Annotated in this window: 13 protein-coding genes; 6 read left to right on the forward strand and 7 right to left on the reverse strand. The window is 65.8% G+C overall.

The annotated features are described in order from the left end of the window. Positions 1-199 precede the first annotated feature (199 nt). Entirely contained in the window at positions 200-1321 is a 1122-nt protein-coding gene (locus tag FK267_RS08810) for a 6-phosphofructokinase (protein ID WP_141406963.1), read from the forward strand. A gap of 32 nt (positions 1322-1353) precedes the next feature. Here FK267_RS08810 and FK267_RS08815 read toward each other — a convergent pair whose 3' ends face one another. The 3 genes from FK267_RS08815 to FK267_RS08820 are packed head-to-tail and all read right to left on the reverse strand — an operon-like array spanning position 1354 to position 5039. Further along, entirely contained in the window at positions 1354-2604 is a 1251-nt protein-coding gene (locus tag FK267_RS08815) for a GNAT family N-acetyltransferase (protein WP_232622583.1), read from the reverse strand. 25 nt (positions 2605-2629) lie between these two features. Further along, positions 2630-3025, reverse strand: a complete 396-nt coding sequence (locus tag FK267_RS13850; RefSeq protein ID WP_232622584.1) for an ATP-binding cassette domain-containing protein — start codon at positions 3023-3025, stop codon at positions 2630-2632. Then, positions 2970-5039, reverse strand: coding sequence for an excinuclease ABC subunit UvrA (locus tag FK267_RS08820; RefSeq protein ID WP_249039343.1), 2070 nt, complete (start codon positions 5037-5039; stop codon positions 2970-2972). Before FK267_RS08820 ends, FK267_RS13850 begins: the two co-directional genes overlap by 56 nt. Positions 5040-5340: 301 nt before the next feature. On the opposite strand from FK267_RS08820, the gene FK267_RS08825 reads away from it, so the two are divergent. The 4 genes from FK267_RS08825 to FK267_RS08840 all read left to right on the forward strand — a co-directional run bounded on the left by FK267_RS08825 (position 5341) and on the right by FK267_RS08840 (position 9010). Further along, positions 5341-6453 (forward strand): ABC transporter permease, encoded by a 1113-nt coding sequence (locus FK267_RS08825; RefSeq protein WP_075379544.1) that lies wholly within the window; start codon positions 5341-5343, stop codon positions 6451-6453. Beyond that, positions 6450-7199 (forward strand): ABC transporter ATP-binding protein, encoded by a 750-nt coding sequence (locus FK267_RS08830; RefSeq protein WP_075379545.1) that lies wholly within the window; start codon positions 6450-6452, stop codon positions 7197-7199. The genes FK267_RS08825 and FK267_RS08830 overlap by 4 nt, the downstream gene beginning before the upstream one ends. 44 nt (positions 7200-7243) lie before the next feature. After that, positions 7244-7867, forward strand: a complete 624-nt coding sequence (locus tag FK267_RS08835; RefSeq protein WP_075379546.1) for an SGNH/GDSL hydrolase family protein — start codon at positions 7244-7246, stop codon at positions 7865-7867. 111 nt (positions 7868-7978) lie between these two features. Beyond that, the gene (locus FK267_RS08840; RefSeq protein WP_075379547.1) at positions 7979-9010 is read left to right on the forward strand and encodes a LacI family DNA-binding transcriptional regulator; all 1032 of its coding nucleotides are present in this window, start codon (positions 7979-7981) and stop codon (positions 9008-9010) included. Between the two features lie 83 nt (positions 9011-9093). Here FK267_RS08840 and FK267_RS08845 read toward each other — a convergent pair whose 3' ends face one another. From FK267_RS08845 to FK267_RS08860, 4 genes are all read right to left on the reverse strand, one after another. Next, entirely contained in the window at positions 9094-11160 is a 2067-nt protein-coding gene (locus tag FK267_RS08845; protein WP_178389516.1) for a PTS sucrose transporter subunit IIABC, read from the reverse strand. A 229-nt stretch (positions 11161-11389) separates the two neighbouring features. Beyond that, entirely contained in the window at positions 11390-12922 is a 1533-nt protein-coding gene (locus FK267_RS08850; RefSeq protein WP_075379549.1) for a glycoside hydrolase family 32 protein, read from the reverse strand. 43 nt (positions 12923-12965) lie between these two features. Then, positions 12966-13211: a hypothetical protein gene (locus tag FK267_RS08855; RefSeq protein WP_081379429.1), complete on the reverse strand. Its 246-nt coding sequence runs from the start codon at positions 13209-13211 to the stop codon at positions 12966-12968. After that, complete coding sequence (locus tag FK267_RS08860) at positions 13208-14446, reverse strand: inorganic phosphate transporter (protein ID WP_075379550.1); 1239 nt, start codon at positions 14444-14446, stop codon at positions 13208-13210. Before FK267_RS08860 ends, FK267_RS08855 begins: the two co-directional genes overlap by 4 nt. A gap of 308 nt (positions 14447-14754) precedes the next feature. Between FK267_RS08860 and FK267_RS08865 the strand changes: the two genes are divergently transcribed. Continuing rightward, a complete protein-coding gene (locus FK267_RS08865; protein ID WP_075379551.1) occupies positions 14755-16356 on the forward strand; it encodes an Hsp70 family protein in 1602 nt (533 codons plus the stop codon). Positions 16357-16375: the final 19 nt, after the last annotated feature.

Raw genomic sequence — 16375 nt, forward strand, 5'->3', positions numbered from 1 at the left:
TCTCGTGGTGTCCCGGTTCTGATGGGCTCCCGCCGGGTTCCCCCGGCATCGACGCGATCAGGGTAGTGATGATACCGGTTGGCGTCTAACGCGGTGTCGTCGATCCGTTTCAGCGACCAGCCTGCCTCGCATCGCCGGAATCAGCGGAACCGGCGCCTACAGCCTGTGCGGACCAGCGGGGACCGGCATACTTGGCTTCATGGCTCAGCGCATCGGCATTCTCACGGCGGGCGGCGACGCCCCGGGACTCAACGCGGCGATCCGAGGTTTCGGAAAGGCGGCGATCCAGCAGCACGGCTGGGAGCTCATCGGCTTCCGGGACGGCATGCGCGGCCTGGCCGAGAACCGCTTCACCGAGCTCGACCCCGCCGCCCTGTCCGGGATCCTCACCACCGGCGGAACCATGTTGGGAACCAGCCGGGACAAGGTGCATCGCATGATGGTGGACGGCGAGCCCCGGGACATGGTGCCCACCATCGTGGACAACTGTGAGAAGGACGGGATCGACGCCCTGGTCTGCCTCGGCGGGGGCGGGACCGCGAAGAACGCCAAACGCCTCATGGATGCTGGCCTGAACGTCATCCACCTGCCCAAGACCATCGACAACGACATCGTCCACACCGACTCCTCCTTCGGCTTCGCGACAGCCCTGGAGATCGCCACCCAGGCCGTGGACCGCCTGCACTCGACGGCGCACTCCCACCACCGCATCATCCTCACCGAGATCATGGGGCACCGGGCCGGATGGCTGGCCCTGGGCGCCGGCATCGCAGGTGGGGCGGATGTCATTCTGCTGCCGGAGATTCCGTACTCGGTGGACGCGATCGCGGACAAGATTGAGCGGCGCCGCTCCCACGGGTCGTCCTTCTCCGTGGTGGCCGTGGCCGAGGGGGCGCTGTCAGTGACGGATCATGCCGAGCTGGAGCACGCCCGCGCCCTGGTCAAGGACGCTTCCAGTCCCGAGCGCAAGGCGATGGCCAAGCGGGGCGTCAAGCGTCTGGAGGCCTCTCACCGCGCCAACACCTTCACCCTGGCCGAGCAGCTGGAGAGCCTGACCGGGCTGGAGGCGCGCGTGTCCATCCTGGGATACGTCCAGCGCGGCGGCTCGCCCTGCGGAGCGGATCGTCTGTTGGGCACGCGCCTGGGCGTGGCCGGAGCCAACGCGATTGCGGAGGGCCACTTCGGAGTCATGGTCGCCGACCGCGGTCACGGCACGGAGCTGGTGCCGCTCAAGGAGGTGGCCGGACGTACCAAGTTCGTTCCGGCCGACCACGAGTGGATCCAGGCCGCTCGCGCCGTGGGGACCGCGCTGGGGGACTGACGGCCCCGCCCTGAGCGGCGAAGAGTCGGGCTTCAGCCGGCCAGGAGCGGCCCCGGAGTCCAGGCGATCTCTCCTGGCTCCACGCCGGCCGGGGCGTCACCGGAGACGATGACGTCTGCGCGCCGCCAGGGACGGTCCTTGGCGAAGAAGAGGCGCTCGCCGGCCATCCACCAGTGCCAGAAACGCACCGACTCCTCGGCGTCGCCGTTGACTCCCTCAGCGATGTCCCGCTTGATGCCGCGGCGCTCGGCCACGTCGTCACCGGTCTGAACCCATACGTGCGCGTCAATGAGGCTGCGCACTGCGGCCAGACCCGCCCCGGTCCCCTCGACGAGGACCAGGGGAGAGCCGGCTGGGATCCGGATGGAGCCCTCACGGCCGTGCTCGCGCCACTTGTCCGGGACCAGGTCGAGGCTGCCGGCCCGACGCAGCTGAGTCAGGGTGTCGACGTACAGCTGGTCCCAGTCATAGAGCGGCTCGTTCCAGATGAGGTCGTCCAGGTGAAAGGCTTGCGCGCCGGGGACGGCTGCGGCCAGCGCCGTGGTGAGCGTGGTCTTGCCCGATCCGCCCCTCCCGTCGACGGCGATGATCGCCGGCCGTCCCTGGGGCGTGCCGACAAGGCTCAGCAGGTGCGCCACAAGGTCATCGGTGGTGCTGACCTGCCACTGGAGGACGGCGGGTTCCTCGGGCTGAAGCTCGATGGACTGGTCGGCATCGACCCGTCGGTGGCTGTCGCTGTCGGCGGGCTTGATCTGGTGACAGCACATGGTGGGTCCTTTCAGGCAACGGCTCATGAGGGTCAGGTCGAGGATCTGACCATGCTTCTCGCCGGCCTGCGGGACAGTGCCGACAGTGGTGAAACCATAGCGCTCGTGCAGGCGCACCGAGGTCGCGTGACCCGCCTCGATGAGAGCGATCATCGTGCGGTCCCCGGCCCGCCGTGAGGCCTCGATGAGGGCGGCGAGGAGCCTGGCACCAAGACCTTTGCCCTGCGCCGCAGGGCAAAGGTAGATCGAGTCCTCAACGGTGCGGGCGTAGCCCTCGTAGGAGTGCCAGGGACCGGCCACCGCGAAGCCGACGACGTCCTGCGGCTTACCGCTGACGTGAGCGACGAGAGCCGTTCCCCGCTGCACCATGGGGGCCAGCCAGGCCTCGGCCTCGGCGTGGTCCTGCTCGATGCTGGTCCAGATGGCCAGAGACTCCCGCACGGCGGCGTTACGGATCCGGCGGATCGCGGGGGAGTCCGCCATCGTCGCCGGACGGATTCGGTAGGTACGTGCCACCTCGGCATGTCCATGAACCCGAGCCTCACATGGGGGCATGGTTGTTCTCCTCCTCGACGTACCGGGCGAGGTACTGGCCCGTCAGTGTGCTTCGCTCCGCCACCATCTGCGCCGGTGTTCCGGTGAACACGACGCGGCCACCGTCGTGACCGGCTCCGGGTCCCAGATCAAGAATCCAGTCGGCGTGCGCCATCACGGCCTGGTGATGTTCAATGACGACGACGGTGCGGCCGCCGTCCACGAGGCGATCCAGGAGCGTCAGCATGGCCTCGATGTCGGCCGGGTGCAGTCCGACGGTCGGCTCATCGAGCACGATGATGCGGCCTTCCTGGCTCAGTTGGACGGCGAGCTTGAGCCGCTGACGCTCACCACCGGACAAGGTGGTCAGGGCCTGGCCGAGGTGGAGGTAACCGAGCCCCACATTCGTCAGTTGTGACAGGATCCTGGCTGCCGCGGGGAGACGAGCCTCGCCCTGGGAGAAGAAGGCCAGCGCCGCCTCGACACTCATGTCCAAGACATCGGCGATGCTGAATCCAGCGAAGCTGGTAGGCGAGCACCTCGTCCCTGAAACGCCGCCCGTCACAGGCCTGGCATCGGGACTCCACGGTCTCCATGAAGCCCAGTTGCGTCTCAATGATTCCCGTTCCGCCGCACACCGGGCAGGCCCCGTCTGAGTTGGCCGAGAAGTGCGCGGGTTTCGCACCCTTGTCCTTATTGGCTGTGGCAAAGGCCTTGCGAACAGGGTCGAGCAGTCCGGTGTAGGTGGCGGCATTCGAGCGCCTGGAGCCTTTGATCGGTGCCTGGTCGACCGTCACCACGCCATCGATGGGGGAGAGGTGGCCGTGGATGAGGCTCGACTTGCCGGATCCGGCCACTCCAGTGATGACGCTGAGAACTCCCAGGGGAATATCGACATCGACGTCGTGAAGATTGTTCGTTCTGGCGCCGCGAATCTCGATTCTTCCCGTGGGGGAGCGGTGGCTTTTCTTGATTCGCATCCGGTCCGCTAGGTGGCGTCCGGTAAGAGTGTCAGAGCCGCGCAGCTGCTCGACCGTTCCCTCGAAACAGATCCGGCCTCCTCGGGTTCCCGCTCCCGGCCCCAGATCCACCACGTGGTCGGCGATCGACATCGTCTCGGGTTTGTGCTCGATGACGAGCACGGTGTTTCCTTTGTCCCTCAGTGACAGCAGCAGCTCATTCATCTGGTGGAGGTCGTGCGGGTGCAGACCGATGCTGGGCTCATCGAAGACGTAGGTGACATCGGTGAGGGCCGAGCCCAGGTGGCGCACGAGCTTGGTGCGCTGGGCCTCACCGCCCGAGAGCGTGGAGGCCGGGCGGTCCAGTGACAGATAGCCCAGCCCAATGAGCACGAAGGCGTCCAGCATGTCCTTCAGATTATCCAGCAGGGGAGCGGCACCGGTCAGAGTCCCTTGAAGACGAGTGATCCACTGCGCCAGATCCGAGATCTGCATGGCACAGGCATCAGCAATGGATTTACCGTCGATCAAACAGCTGCGGGCGGGTTCGGACAGGCGGGTTCCATGACACTGCGGGCAGGTTCCGAACACGACGGCCCGTTCCACGAAGGCACGAATATGAGGCTGCAGTGCCTGTGGTTCCTTGGACAGGATCGACCGTCGAATTCTGAGAACGAGCCCCTCGTAGGTCACATTGATGCCGCCGACCTTGATCTTCGTGGGCTCCTTGTAGAGTAGATCATCTCTTTGCTGGGGCGTGAAGGCGGCTACCGGAACATCTGCCGGAAAGAGACCGGATTCGGTGAAGCTGCGCACCTGCCAGCCACCGGCTGCGTATCCTGGGACGGTGATGGCGCCGTCATTCAAGGAGAGCGTCTCATCGAGCACTTGCGTCAGATCGATGTCTGAGACCTGACCCATGCCTTCACAATCCGGGCACATCCCGCCCTGAACGGTGAATGTCTTGCGCTCGACGATCTTGCGACTGCCGCGCTGCGTGGTGAGCGCACCACCACCGGTGACGGACGGGACGTTGAAGGCGAAGGCCTGAGGTGAGCCGATGTGTGGCACGCCGTGCGTCGAGTACAGGACCCTCAGGAGGGCTCCGACGTCGCTGACAGTACCGAGCGTTGAGCGCGGATTGGATCCCAGGCGTTCCTGGTCCACGACGATCGCCGGCGTCAGTCCTTCCAGACGGTCGACGTCGGGACGTGCGCCGGCGTCCATGAAGCCCTGCACGAAAGCCGGGTAGGTCTCATTGACCAGACGGCGCGACTCAGTGGCGATCGTGGCGAAGACGAGCGAGCTCTTGCCCGAGCCCGACACGCCGGTGAAGACCGTCAGCCTGCGCTTGGGGATGACGACGTCGACACTGCGCAAGTTGTTCTCACGAGCCCCGACGACACGGATGACGTCATGCGCATCGGCGGGGTTGTTTCCAGCAGCCCTTCCAGTCACACGCACAATTGTGCCGGACTGATGGACGTCGCCGCCGACCGGATGTCCCGGACCCGATGCCGCGCACAGCGCTCCTGAGAACAAGCCCCACTCGCCGAACGCCGATAATGTACATTATGTCATTCGTGCAGGAGCGACACTCTCCCGCGACACGCGGTAGGAACTGGGCGGCGTCCTGCCTGGTCGCCGCCCCTAAGGCGAGCGCTCCCCCTGAACCCTCGACCTTGCGAACCTCTCGCGGCATGTAGCCTTCACGGAGTGCGCCAGCCGGCCCGCTGCCGACCACTCCTCAGGGAGCCCCATGTTCCTCGCGCTGCGCGAGATCCGCCACGAACCCGTGCGCTTCACGCTCATCATCTCCGTCATCACCCTGGTGGCCTACCTCACATTTTTCTTGGCCTCCTTGGCTGTGGGCCTCGCCCACCGTTACCGCGCCGGCATCGACGGCTGGAACACCGCCAGCGTCGCCGTCACGGACACCTCCAACGAGAACCTCTCCGCCTCCCGTCTGAGCGACAAGCAGCTGGAAGCGGCCACGGCCCTGGCCAAGGACAACGGAACCACAGCCTCTGCCCTGATGAGCACGGCCGCTGTTGCCCAGGCGCCAGACGTCAAGGACGAGGACGGCGAGGCGCTGCGTGAGGATGTCTTCGCCTTCGGAATCGATCTGGACGGACAGCTCAGTCCGCCTGTGGCCGACGGGCGGACGATCTCTGCCCCCGATAGCGAAGTCCTCGTCGACGACTCGCTGAAGGCCAAGGGACTCGCGGTTGGTGACACGATTCGACTGCTGGGCTCTGACCACGACTGGACCGTTGTCGGATTCACCCATGACACCACCTTCCAGGCGGCTCCCGTGGTGACCATGGACAGCCAGGCCTTGCGCCAGCACGGCCCCACCAGCCTGTCCCCAGCCGTCTCCGCCGTCGTCTTCACCTCCGACCTGACCACCGACAGCAAGGCCACGCAGTCCGCCAAGGACGCAGGACTGACGATCCTCACCACCGAGGAGCTCGTTCGCACGCTCCCCGGCTACTCGGCCCAGGTACTCACCTTCAGCCTCATGATCGGCTCACTCATCATCATCGCCTCCACGGTTCTGGGCATCTTCATCTACGTGCTGACGCTGCAGAAGAGACCAGTCCTGGGCATCCTCAAAGCTCGCGGCGTCCCCACCGGCTACCTTATCCGCTCCGGATGCGCCCAGACCCTCGTGCTGTCGGTAGCCGGCATCGGCATCGGCCTGCTTCTGACGATGGCGACGTCCCTGGTCCTCCCCCGCGCCGTGCCCTTCAGGATTTCCGCTCCCCTGGACCTGCTCATCGTCACGGCATTCATCGCCATCTCCGTCATCGGAGGCTTCATCTCCGTCCGGGTCATCTCCCGCATCGATCCCGTGGAGGCCATCTCATGACCGCATCAGCAGCAGCAAGTGGAGCGGCAACTCCGGTCATGTCCCTGGAGACGGTGACCCGCGACTACCGTCAGGGCGATGAGACCGTTCACGCCCTGCGCAGCACGGACCTCACGCTGCGCGCTGGCGAGCTGGTGGGGATCCTGGGCCCCTCAGGCTCCGGGAAGTCCACGCTCCTGACCATCATGGGCGGCCTGCGCACTCCCTCGAGTGGCACCGTGACGATCTCCGGTCAGCCCTTCTCCAGCCTGCCGGAGAAGCAGCGGGCCAGGCTCCGACTTCGGCACATCGGCTTCGTCCTCCAGGCCTCGGGGCTGGTTCCCTTCCTCAGGCTCAACGACCAGTTCAGCCTGCACGACCGAGCGGCACGAACGCAGGGCGACACCGACCGACGGGATCATCTGCTGGACTCACTCGGCATCACGAAGCGCGCCCACGCCTACCCCTCGGAGCTCTCCGGGGGCGAGCGTCAGCGCGCCGCCATCGCGGTGGCGCTCTACCACGACCCGGACATCATCCTGGCCGATGAGCCCACCGCCTCCCTGGACACCCGACGGGCTCAGGACGTCGCTCATCTGCTTGCGGACCAGACCCACGAGCTGGGCAAGGCCACGGTGATGGTCACTCATGACGAGCGGCTGCTTCCCGTATGCGATCGGGTCCTGGCGATGCACGACGGTGTCCTGACCGAACAGGACGCACCCAAGGACAGCGAGGGCCAGAGCGGTTCACGCGATGACCGCTGAGCAGCGCTGGCTCCTCCCGGCATGGAGAACTACAGTCGGTAGCCGTGTCCACGATCCCGCACTCCGACCACTTCCCCACTGCTGTCTTCCTCGGTGACTCCATCACCACCGGTTGGCGAGCCCTGAGCCATCCTCGTAATCGCTGGACCTCGCTCGTGTGTGAGCATCAGCGGTGGCGGGAAGTGAACCTGGCGGCGGACGGCCTGGGCTTCTTCGCACGACGTGGGGGCCACCTGCCCGGCGGGCAACGCTCACCGTCGTGCCGTGACACCACCTGGCTGGAAGCGGTCCTGCGTTGCGAGCCCGACATCGTCACGATCAGCCTGGGCCTGAACGATGCCGCCTTCCTCCCCTCTCAGCGTGAGCTGGTCGAGCAGGCGATCGACCATGACCTCAGCTTCATCTCCACACGCCTGCGGGGCGCGCCGGTCATCATCGCCCCCTACTTCCCCTCCCTGGAGGTCGGTCCGCGTTTCCAGGCCATCCGCCGTCTCGTGCACGAGAAGGCCACGTCCCTGGGTCTGACCTCGACCGATGCCTTGAGCACGGCCATCAACGGTGACGAGGACCGCCTGGCCATCGACCAGATCCACCCCGACGACGCCGGACACGCCCGGATGGCTCGCGCCATGATCGCCTTCTACGCCGAAATCCTGCCCGGCTCGTAACACTTCCACTCACGTTTACGCAGGTCAGTTGGGTAATGACCCCCTCGAGGCATATGCTTGGCAGCAGATCGCACTCACCGTGACCGACTGAAGGAGCTCGAGGACCCACTCGTGGAGTCACACCGCGAACCCACACTGGCCGATGTCGCCCAGGCTGCAGGCGTCTCGCTGACGACAGTCTCCCGCGTACTCAACAACCGCGGCTACCTCTCCCAAGAGACGCGGGAGCGGGTGGCTGAGGCGATCGCTCAGCTCAACTACCGCCCCAATCAGATCGCCCGAGCACTGCACGGCAAGTCGACGCATTCAATCGGGCTGATCGTACCCACCGTTGCCCTGCCTTTCTTCGGCGAGCTGACCGAGCATGTCGAGGACTTCCTCGCAGAGCGCGGCTACCGGACCTTCGTCTGCAACTCGATGGGCAAGGCGGATCGGGAGCGCGAGTACCTCGACCTGCTCGTCTCCCACCGGGTCGATGGCATCATCTCCAGCGCCCACAATGACGGTCTTGCCGACTACAGCTCGATTCACCTGCCCTTGGTCAGTGTGGATCGGGACCTCTCCCCCATCGTCCCCAATGTCCGCTGCGACAACGAGGCCGGCGGTCGGCTCGCCGCCGAGCACCTGCTCAAACGGGGGGCGCGTCGTCCGGCCCTGCTGACGTCTCGCACTGGAATCCACAACCTGAGGGAGAAGGGGTACCGTCAGGTGCTCCAGCAGGCGGGCATCGAGCCGGTGGTCTTGACTGTCGACTTCAACACACCCAACAGTGAGCGCCCCCGTCTCATCCGAGAACGGCTCGACCTCGTGGTCGACGACGTTGACGCGGTCTTCGCGACCGACGATCTGGCTGCCGCGCAAGTGATGGAGTGGGCTGCCGAGCGCGACCTGCGGATTCCGGACGACTTCAAGGTGATCGGCTTCGACGGAACGGTCGCCATGCGGCATGCCCTGCCGGCGCTGACCACGATCCAGCAACCCATCACCAAGCTGGCACGGGCGGCAGCCGACCTGCTCCTGAAGCGGATCGACTCGGCCACCGCGGTCTCCACGCAGAGCACGCAGTCGGGTGGTCCCGGGGTGGAGGACCTGCAGGTTCCCTCCCCCATGCCGGTGAAGTTACTGCCCGGCCGTACCGCCTAGTGATCCGTTGACGATGCTCGTGGGCCCCGGCCTGCATGGTCGGGGCCCACGAGCATCCGAATCACGGACGATCCTTGACTGGATCAGGCTTTGGCCTGAGCGGCGTCGGCCTGAACATCCGTCTTGTCGGCACCGGAGTCATCGGCCTTGCGCACGACGTCGAAGAGCGCATCGCCTCGGTGAATCGTTCCAGCACCGTGCTCCTCGATCCCCTCGTAGCCCTGGGCGTTGGAAACGACGATCGGGGTGACGGTCTGGTAGCCGGCGGCTCCGACGGCGGCCCAGTCGACGTCCACCAGCGGCATGCCCCGCAGAACCTTGTCGCCGGCCTTGACCTTGGGGCTGAAGTGCTTGCCCTCGAGCTGGACGGTGTCCATGCCGACGTGAATGAGCAGCTCGACTCCGCTGGCGGATCGTAGGCCATAGGCGTGACCGGTCGGGAAGGCCACGAGGACCTCGCCGTCGACCGGGGAGACAACCGGCCCCTCGGCGGGTGCAATGGCCATGCCCGGACCGAGCATGCCTGAGGCGAAGGTCTGGTCCTCCACCTCGGACAGCGGGATCGCACGTCCCTGGATCGGAGCGGTGACGGTGAAGTCCTCAGTGGCCTCAGCGGGCAGCTCGACGGTCTCGGCGTGCTCGGCCATGGCCTCGGCCTCCAGGGCGGCCTCATCGGCGTCGACGTCATCGCCGGCCAGAGATGCCTTTCCTCGAGTAGTGCCGTAGGCGAAGGCGGCGCCGAAAGCGGCGAAGAAGACGATAACCTCGAGGATGAGGTACTTGACAATGTCGTCGGGAACGATCGAGACGAAACCAACGAATCCGGCGGCGCCCAGAGCCTGGTTGTGGATATCGAGCAGGGCGACGGCGGCACCCCCGAGGGAGGCCACACCCATCCCAATGAAGAACGGCCAACGCAGGCGCAGGTTGACACCGAAAATGGCGGGCTCGGTGATACCAACGATCGCGGAGACACCACCAGCACCAGCCAGACCCTTCATCTTGGAGTCCTTGGTCAGGAGGAAGACCGCCAGGGTCACAGCGCCCTGGGCGACATTGGCCATGGAGGCGATCGGGAAGATGAAGGAGCCGGGACCGCCGCTGCTCATCTGTGCGATGAGAGGCAGCTCCACGGCCGGGAAGGACTGGTGCAATCCGGTCACCACGATCGGCGAGTAGACCATGCCGAAGAGAAAGCCGCCCAGGGGTCCGGCGGTCGTGTACAGCCAGCTCAAGCCGTTGGTAATGCCGTCGGAGAGCTCACGTGCCAGAGGGCCCACGACGACGAAGGTGAGGAAGCCGGTCACCAGCAGCGTGATGAGCGGGGTCAGCAGGAAGTCGGCAGTTCCCGACAGGCGCTTGTGGAGCCATTTCTCGATGTATGCCAGCAACCATGACACGCACAGGACAGGGATGACCATGGCCTGGTAACCGATCTTGTCCACGGTCAGCCCAAAGAGGTGCCAGACCTCAATAGTGCCGGCCTGTCGAGCCGTCTCGATCTCGTAGGCACTGGTCAGCTGGGTGGACACCATGGCGGCCCCCATGGCCGCACCCAGGTAGACGTTGCCACCGAAGCGTTTGACTGCGGAGAAGCCGACGAGCACCGGCAGGAAGGCGAAGGCTGCCGAGGATACGAGGTTGATGACGTCGTCGTAGTCGGCAAGCCATGAGAACCGGTCGACGAGTCCGTAGGCACCAGTGGGGTTGTCCGACGTGACGAAGGAGGACGCAGTGAAGAAATCGGCCGTGAGGACATTATGAATCGCCATCATGAGACCGCCGGCGACAAGGGCCGGTAGCAGCGGGACGAAGATATCCGCGATAGCCTTGATGAAACGGGACAGCGGGTTACCGCTCTTAGCGGCCTGCTCCTTGGCCTCGTCCTTGGAGACCTCCTTGACGCCTCCGGTGTGGATCATCTCGGAGAAGACGAGGTCGACGTCTCCCGGCCCGACGATGATCTGGAACATGCCGCCAGCGATGAAGGTTCCCTTGAGGTCGGGGTCCTTGTCGAGAGCCTTCTGGTCGACCTTGTCCATGTCATTGAGGACAAGACGCAGGCGGGTCGCGCAGTGCGCTGCTGCGTTGATGTTGTCAGCGCCACCGACGTACGTCAGGACGTCCTTCGCCACGCGGGCGTGATCCATTGCCACCCGGGGTTCCTTTCTCGTGATGGGACCGCGAGAACTGGGCGGGCTGGGAAACCCATTGGTCGGGAACGTCGCTGACTCCCGGCGGCCACACCTGTGTCAATCGATTGTCACATTACAGTGAGTTAGAGCACCCTGCAACCGGAGAGAAGGCCCTGGTCAATTCCCTGTCTTCGCCCTGCTCAGGAGCCCTTCACCCCCATCATGACGCCAGGTTGGGGAGGGCTCAGGACGGTGTGAATGTCCTCGTGCTGCCAGCCGTCAACGCGAGGTCCCTGTCCACCATCAGCCGTACTCCCGAGCTGTCGATGGCGACGAAGCTGCGCAGCGTGAGGACCAATGCCCCATCACCGACGAAAACCTCGGTCAGTGATCGGTCGTGAATGACCTCCAGCACCGGCGCACACCCTTCAGGAAGCGTCACGCTGCGCACCGATCCGTGCTGGGCGTAGCGGGAGGTGGTGCGGTCCACTCGCAGCACCTGCCCATCCAGGGTGATGTCCACGTGCGAGTCATCCGATCCGATCCGCAGCCCCCACAGCCCGGCGGTGTGCTCGGTGTCTGCCTCCAGGCGCAGCTGCCAGCTGCGATGCCCGCTGAGCTCATCGACCTCGTGGAGGCCCGCCTTCAGTCTCTCCCCCACGAGAGCCGGTTCCCCGGCGTCATACGGCAGTGAGGCGGCGGGGCGCTGGATGAGTCGGCCTGCTTTGAGACTCAGCATCCGAGGCATGGTCAGGGCGTGGACCCACTGCCCAGTCTCGATGGAGGGCTGATCGTCCTCAGAGGCGTTGCCCGCCCACCCGGTCAGCAGCACCGGCCCCGGCTCGGAGGACCGCCGGGCGAAGACCTGAGGGGCGTAGAACTCGAAACCCCGGTCAACCTCGTAGAAGACCCCGCCGGTGTCTCGCAGCTCAGTGCCCACCAGGTGTCCCGCCGTGTAGACGCAGGGGAAGATGTTCTCAAAGCCCTCCCGCTCGGGGGTGATGCCCTGCGGGCACCAGATGAGGACGTCCCAGTCCTCACCGGTGTCCTCATCCTTCAGCCGCACCAGGCCGGGGCACTCCCACATGTACCCGAAGGCATCGAAGGCGCCTCCCGCTCCAGGGAAGCTCAGCTCGCCCTCCAGCTCCCAAGAGACCAGGTCCCGGGAGCGGTACAGGACTGCGGCGCCGGTCTCATCGGCGCGCTGGACCCCGATGAGCATTCGGTACTCCCCCGGCCGGTCAGGATCCCGGAAGACCTGCGGGTCACGGTAGTGGGTCGTGTAGCCCTCGGCGTGGGCGGGAATGAGCGGATTTCCGGGCCACTTGGCGAAGTCGGTCAGGTCGCCGCTAGTCACCAGGCACTGGCTGGCGGTGCGCTCGTCGGTCACCGGGTCCTTGAGGTTCCCGGTGTAGAACAGCTGGAACGGAGCCCGAGCAGGGGCGGCATCGACCTCATGGCCCTCCAGCACGATCGCGTTACCGGAGTAGGCACCGCTGCGGTCGTAGGAGGAGTCCGGGATGATGGCGGGCGCGTGGTGGCGCCAGTGCAGCAGGTCCGTCGAGGAGGAGTGTCCCCAGTAGACCAGCTTGCGGTGGGGGTGGAAGGGACTGAGCTGGTAGAAGGCGTGGTATGTGTCGCCGTCGATGAGCAGTCCGTTGGGATCGTTGAGTCGGCCCACCGGCGGGACGACGTGGAAGCAGGGATAGTCCGGGTCATCAGCCGCTGCGGATGCGGCGATTGCATCCTGGGCCAGGCGTTTGAGATCCTCAGTCACGAAGGGATGTTAGCAGGACCACTGTCGTGCGCCGAGGTGGTTCTCAGTGGAAGTACGGGACGATGAGCCACAGACCGAATAACGCGATCACGGCAGCAATAACGATGAAGACGCCCGCCAGGACCTGAGCCAGACGCACCCCTTCGACCTCGCCGGCCTCGTGCTTGGCGTGCACGGTGGCCAGCATGCGGGCCGCCAACGAGCAGATGGTGAGGATGAAGGCGGTGCCCAGCACCGTCACGGACGCCACCAGCCCCAGTGATCCCCAGTCGATCGCCATACCGGTCATGCCATGGATCCTGTCGTCATCCGATGCGTACTGTCCTGGTCCGTCACGCCATTGACGATCTCGGAACGCACCTCGTCCAGCGTCCGCGGCTCACGTCCCAGCTCCGGATTCTGCTTGACGACGACGACCTCGGAGGCGTCATTGACGTTGGAGAAATCCACCCGGTTGTGGCTCGCCTGCCGAATGATGGCCAGGGCTCCCAGGATGAGCAGGCAGATGACCGCGATCGTGCCCGGCACACCGCCCTTGACCGCGACATAGGACGTGGCGGCCCCCACCAGGCCTGAGCACGGAAGCGTCACCAGCCAGGCGATCCCCATCTTGCCGGCGGTCCTCCAGGACACATTGGTTCCCCGGCCGATCCCGGAGCCCAGGATCGACCCGGTGCAGATGTGGGTGGTGGACAGCGCAAACCCCAGATGGGAGGAAGCCAGGATCGCCACCGTCGAGGCGGTCTCGGAGGCGAAGCCCTGCGGAGCCTCGACATGCACCAGCCCACGCCCCATGGTGCGCATGATGCGCCACCCGCCCGAGTAGGTGCCCAGGCCGATGGCGAGGCCCGCTGCCGCAATGACCCACCAGTGGGGCCCGGTACCGGCCTCCTGGTAGCCGCCGGCCACCAGCACCAGCGTGATGACCCCCATGGTCTTCTGACCATCAGACGTGCCATGAGACAGCGCCACCAGCGATGCGGTGACCCGCTGGCTGTTGCGGAAGAGCCTCTCGGAGTACGGGTTGGTCGGGTGCGCGATGCGGTAGGCCAGTGCCGTGGCCAGCGCTGCCGCCAGCCCGGCCACGACCGGTGCGATGACGGCGGGCAGGATGATCTTGGAGATCACAGTGCCCCAGTGGACTCCTTGGACCCCGGCTGCCACCACGACCGCTCCGATGAGTCCTCCGAACAGCGCGTGGGACGACGACGACGGCAACCCGAACAACCAGGTCGCCAGGTTCCACAGGATGGCGCCGGCCAGACCAGCGAAGATCATGGCCGGCGCCGACTCGATCACCGTGTCGTCAAACATCCCGTGCGAGATCGTCTTGGAGACCTCGGTCGACAGGCAGGCGCCGATGACGTTGAGCACGGCGGCGACCAGAACCGCTCTTCTGGGTGTGAAGGCGCCTGTCGCCACCGACGTCGCCATCGCATTGGACGAGTCGTGGAAACCGTTCGTGAAGTCGAAGACGAGGGCCGTCACGACGACAACGATCACGAGGAAGAGAATGGTGCTCATACCGTTCCCGATGGGAGATCTGGCTGCCCCTCTCGGCCGCCCTGGCAGACGGTTGCGGAGGTCCGGGTCGCGTGAGCGCAACCCACTAGTATTGTTACCCGCCGACCCCCCTGCTGCCTAACCAATCGCATACGAGCCTCGCACCGGTTCCGGACGTCTCATAAGCACGTCATGTCCACTCCCTAGCAACACGGTCTTTCGTCCCATCTCGGGGGCAAAGCCGCTGAGCCAATTGTCACGTTCCACAAGTACCTCTCGACATGGTGGCATTCCCCGGAAAGAGGGGCCCGTCACGATAGGGTCAACGCATGGCAGCGGACACCATGAAGAGCCTGGACAGCATCGGCAGCGGCATCCTCCCCGACCAGGGGATCGACTCCGAGTCGGCAACGGACATCGACCTGGGTATCGATCTGGGGACGACACGCACCGTCGTGGCACGTGCTGATCGGGGGAACTATCCCGTTATCAGCTTCACCGACGAGCACGGTGACGAGCACGACTTCGTCCCCTCACTGACAGCACTGCACGAGGGGACGCTCGTCCACGGTTTCGCCGCCAGGCAGGTCGCTCACCAGGGGGCTCCTTTGCTGCGCAGCCTCAAACGGGCCCTGGCCTCCCCCACGCTGACGGCATCGACGCCGGTACGGCTGGGAGACCAGACCTTCTCCGTTTTGGAGGTTCTCACCAGCTTCCTGCGCCACCTTGAAAGCGAGCTCGCTGAGCGGGGCATCGACATCGCACGCGCCCGCGTGGTGGTCGCGGTGCCAGCCCACGCCTACGGCGCTCAGCGTCTTCTGACTCTCGAGGCCTTCCAGCAAGCGGGCTTCCGTGTCGCCGCCATGCTCAACGAGCCCAGTGCCGCCGGGTTCGAGTACACCCATCGCAAGGCGACCACCGTCTCCTCCAGGCGCACCCGGGTGCTGGTCTACGACCTGGGCGGCGGTACCTTCGACACCTCACTGGTCGACGTCGTCGGCACTTCTCACGAGGTGCTGGCCTCTCACGGACTGGGGGACCTGGGCGGAGACGACGTCGACCTGCTCATGGCCACGATGGCCCTCAGCCGGGCGGGCATCACCGAGGAGGACCTCTCCCCCACTGAGCTCGACGACCTGCTGGACCAGTGCCGGGATGCCAAGGAGCACCTCACCCCTCAGAGCCGTCGGGTGCTCATCATCCTCAGAGGCCAGGATGTCGTCCTGCCGGTGTCCGACCTGTACACGGCCTGCACGCCGCTCATTGAGCGGTCCTTGGACACGATGGCACCTCTGGTCGGCAGGCTGGACGACGGGAGCCCGGATCTGACCGATATTGCCGGCGTCTACCTGGTCGGCGGTGCCTCCGGTCTTCCCCTGGTGCCCAGGCTCCTTAGGGAGCGCTTCGGTCGTCGGGTTCACCGCTCCCCCTACCCCGGGGCCTCCACGGCCATCGGCCTGGCAATCGCGGCGGACCGCACCAGTGACTACGACCTGACCGACCGGCTCTCACGGGGTTTCGGTGTCTTCCGCGAGGCCGACGGCGGCCACCGTCTCACCTTCGACGCGATCCTGAGCCCAGAGTCGGTCCAGGCCTCGCCCGGGGGCCGGGAGGGCACGGTGCTGACCCGCGAGTACGACGCGGCGCACAACATCGGCTGGTACCGCTTTGTGGAGTGCGCCGGTGTCGACGAGGGCGGTGAGCCACGCGGCGAGATCGCCCCCTACCAGGACATCGTCTTCCCCTTCGAGTCCTCACTGCGGGACGTCGATGACGAGGAGCTGAGGACCTACTCAGTAGAGCGGCGCGATCACGGTCCGCGGATTCAGGAGCACTACCGCGTCGATGAAGCCGGCCTGGTTCGCGTCACCATTACCGACCTCTCCGACGGATACAGCCGCCGTTACGTTCTGGGCAGGCGCACCCTGTAGGCACCGGCCGGCCCCGCAG

The organism is Actinomyces oris (assembly GCF_006546825.1).
Taxonomy (GTDB): Bacteria; Actinomycetota; Actinomycetes; order Actinomycetales; family Actinomycetaceae; genus Actinomyces; species Actinomyces oris.

Excerpts from the sequence above, each read along its gene's own strand:
- FK267_RS08810 (WP_141406963.1), top strand. The coding sequence starts at position 200 with ATGGCTCAGCGCATCGGCATTCTCACGGCGGGCGGCGACGCCCCGGGA.
- FK267_RS08860 (WP_075379550.1), bottom strand. The coding sequence starts at position 14,446 with ATGAGCACCATTCTCTTCCTCGTGATCGTTGTCGTCGTGACGGCCCTC.
- FK267_RS08865 (WP_075379551.1), top strand. The coding sequence starts at position 14,755 with ATGGCAGCGGACACCATGAAGAGCCTGGACAGCATCGGCAGCGGCATC.
- FK267_RS08855 (WP_081379429.1), bottom strand. The coding sequence starts at position 13,211 with ATGACCGGTATGGCGATCGACTGGGGATCACTGGGGCTGGTGGCGTCC.
- FK267_RS08845 (WP_178389516.1), bottom strand. The coding sequence starts at position 11,160 with ATGGATCACGCCCGCGTGGCGAAGGACGTCCTGACGTACGTCGGTGGC.
- FK267_RS08830 (WP_075379545.1), top strand. The coding sequence starts at position 6,450 with ATGACCGCATCAGCAGCAGCAAGTGGAGCGGCAACTCCGGTCATGTCC.
- FK267_RS08825 (WP_075379544.1), top strand. The coding sequence starts at position 5,341 with ATGTTCCTCGCGCTGCGCGAGATCCGCCACGAACCCGTGCGCTTCACG.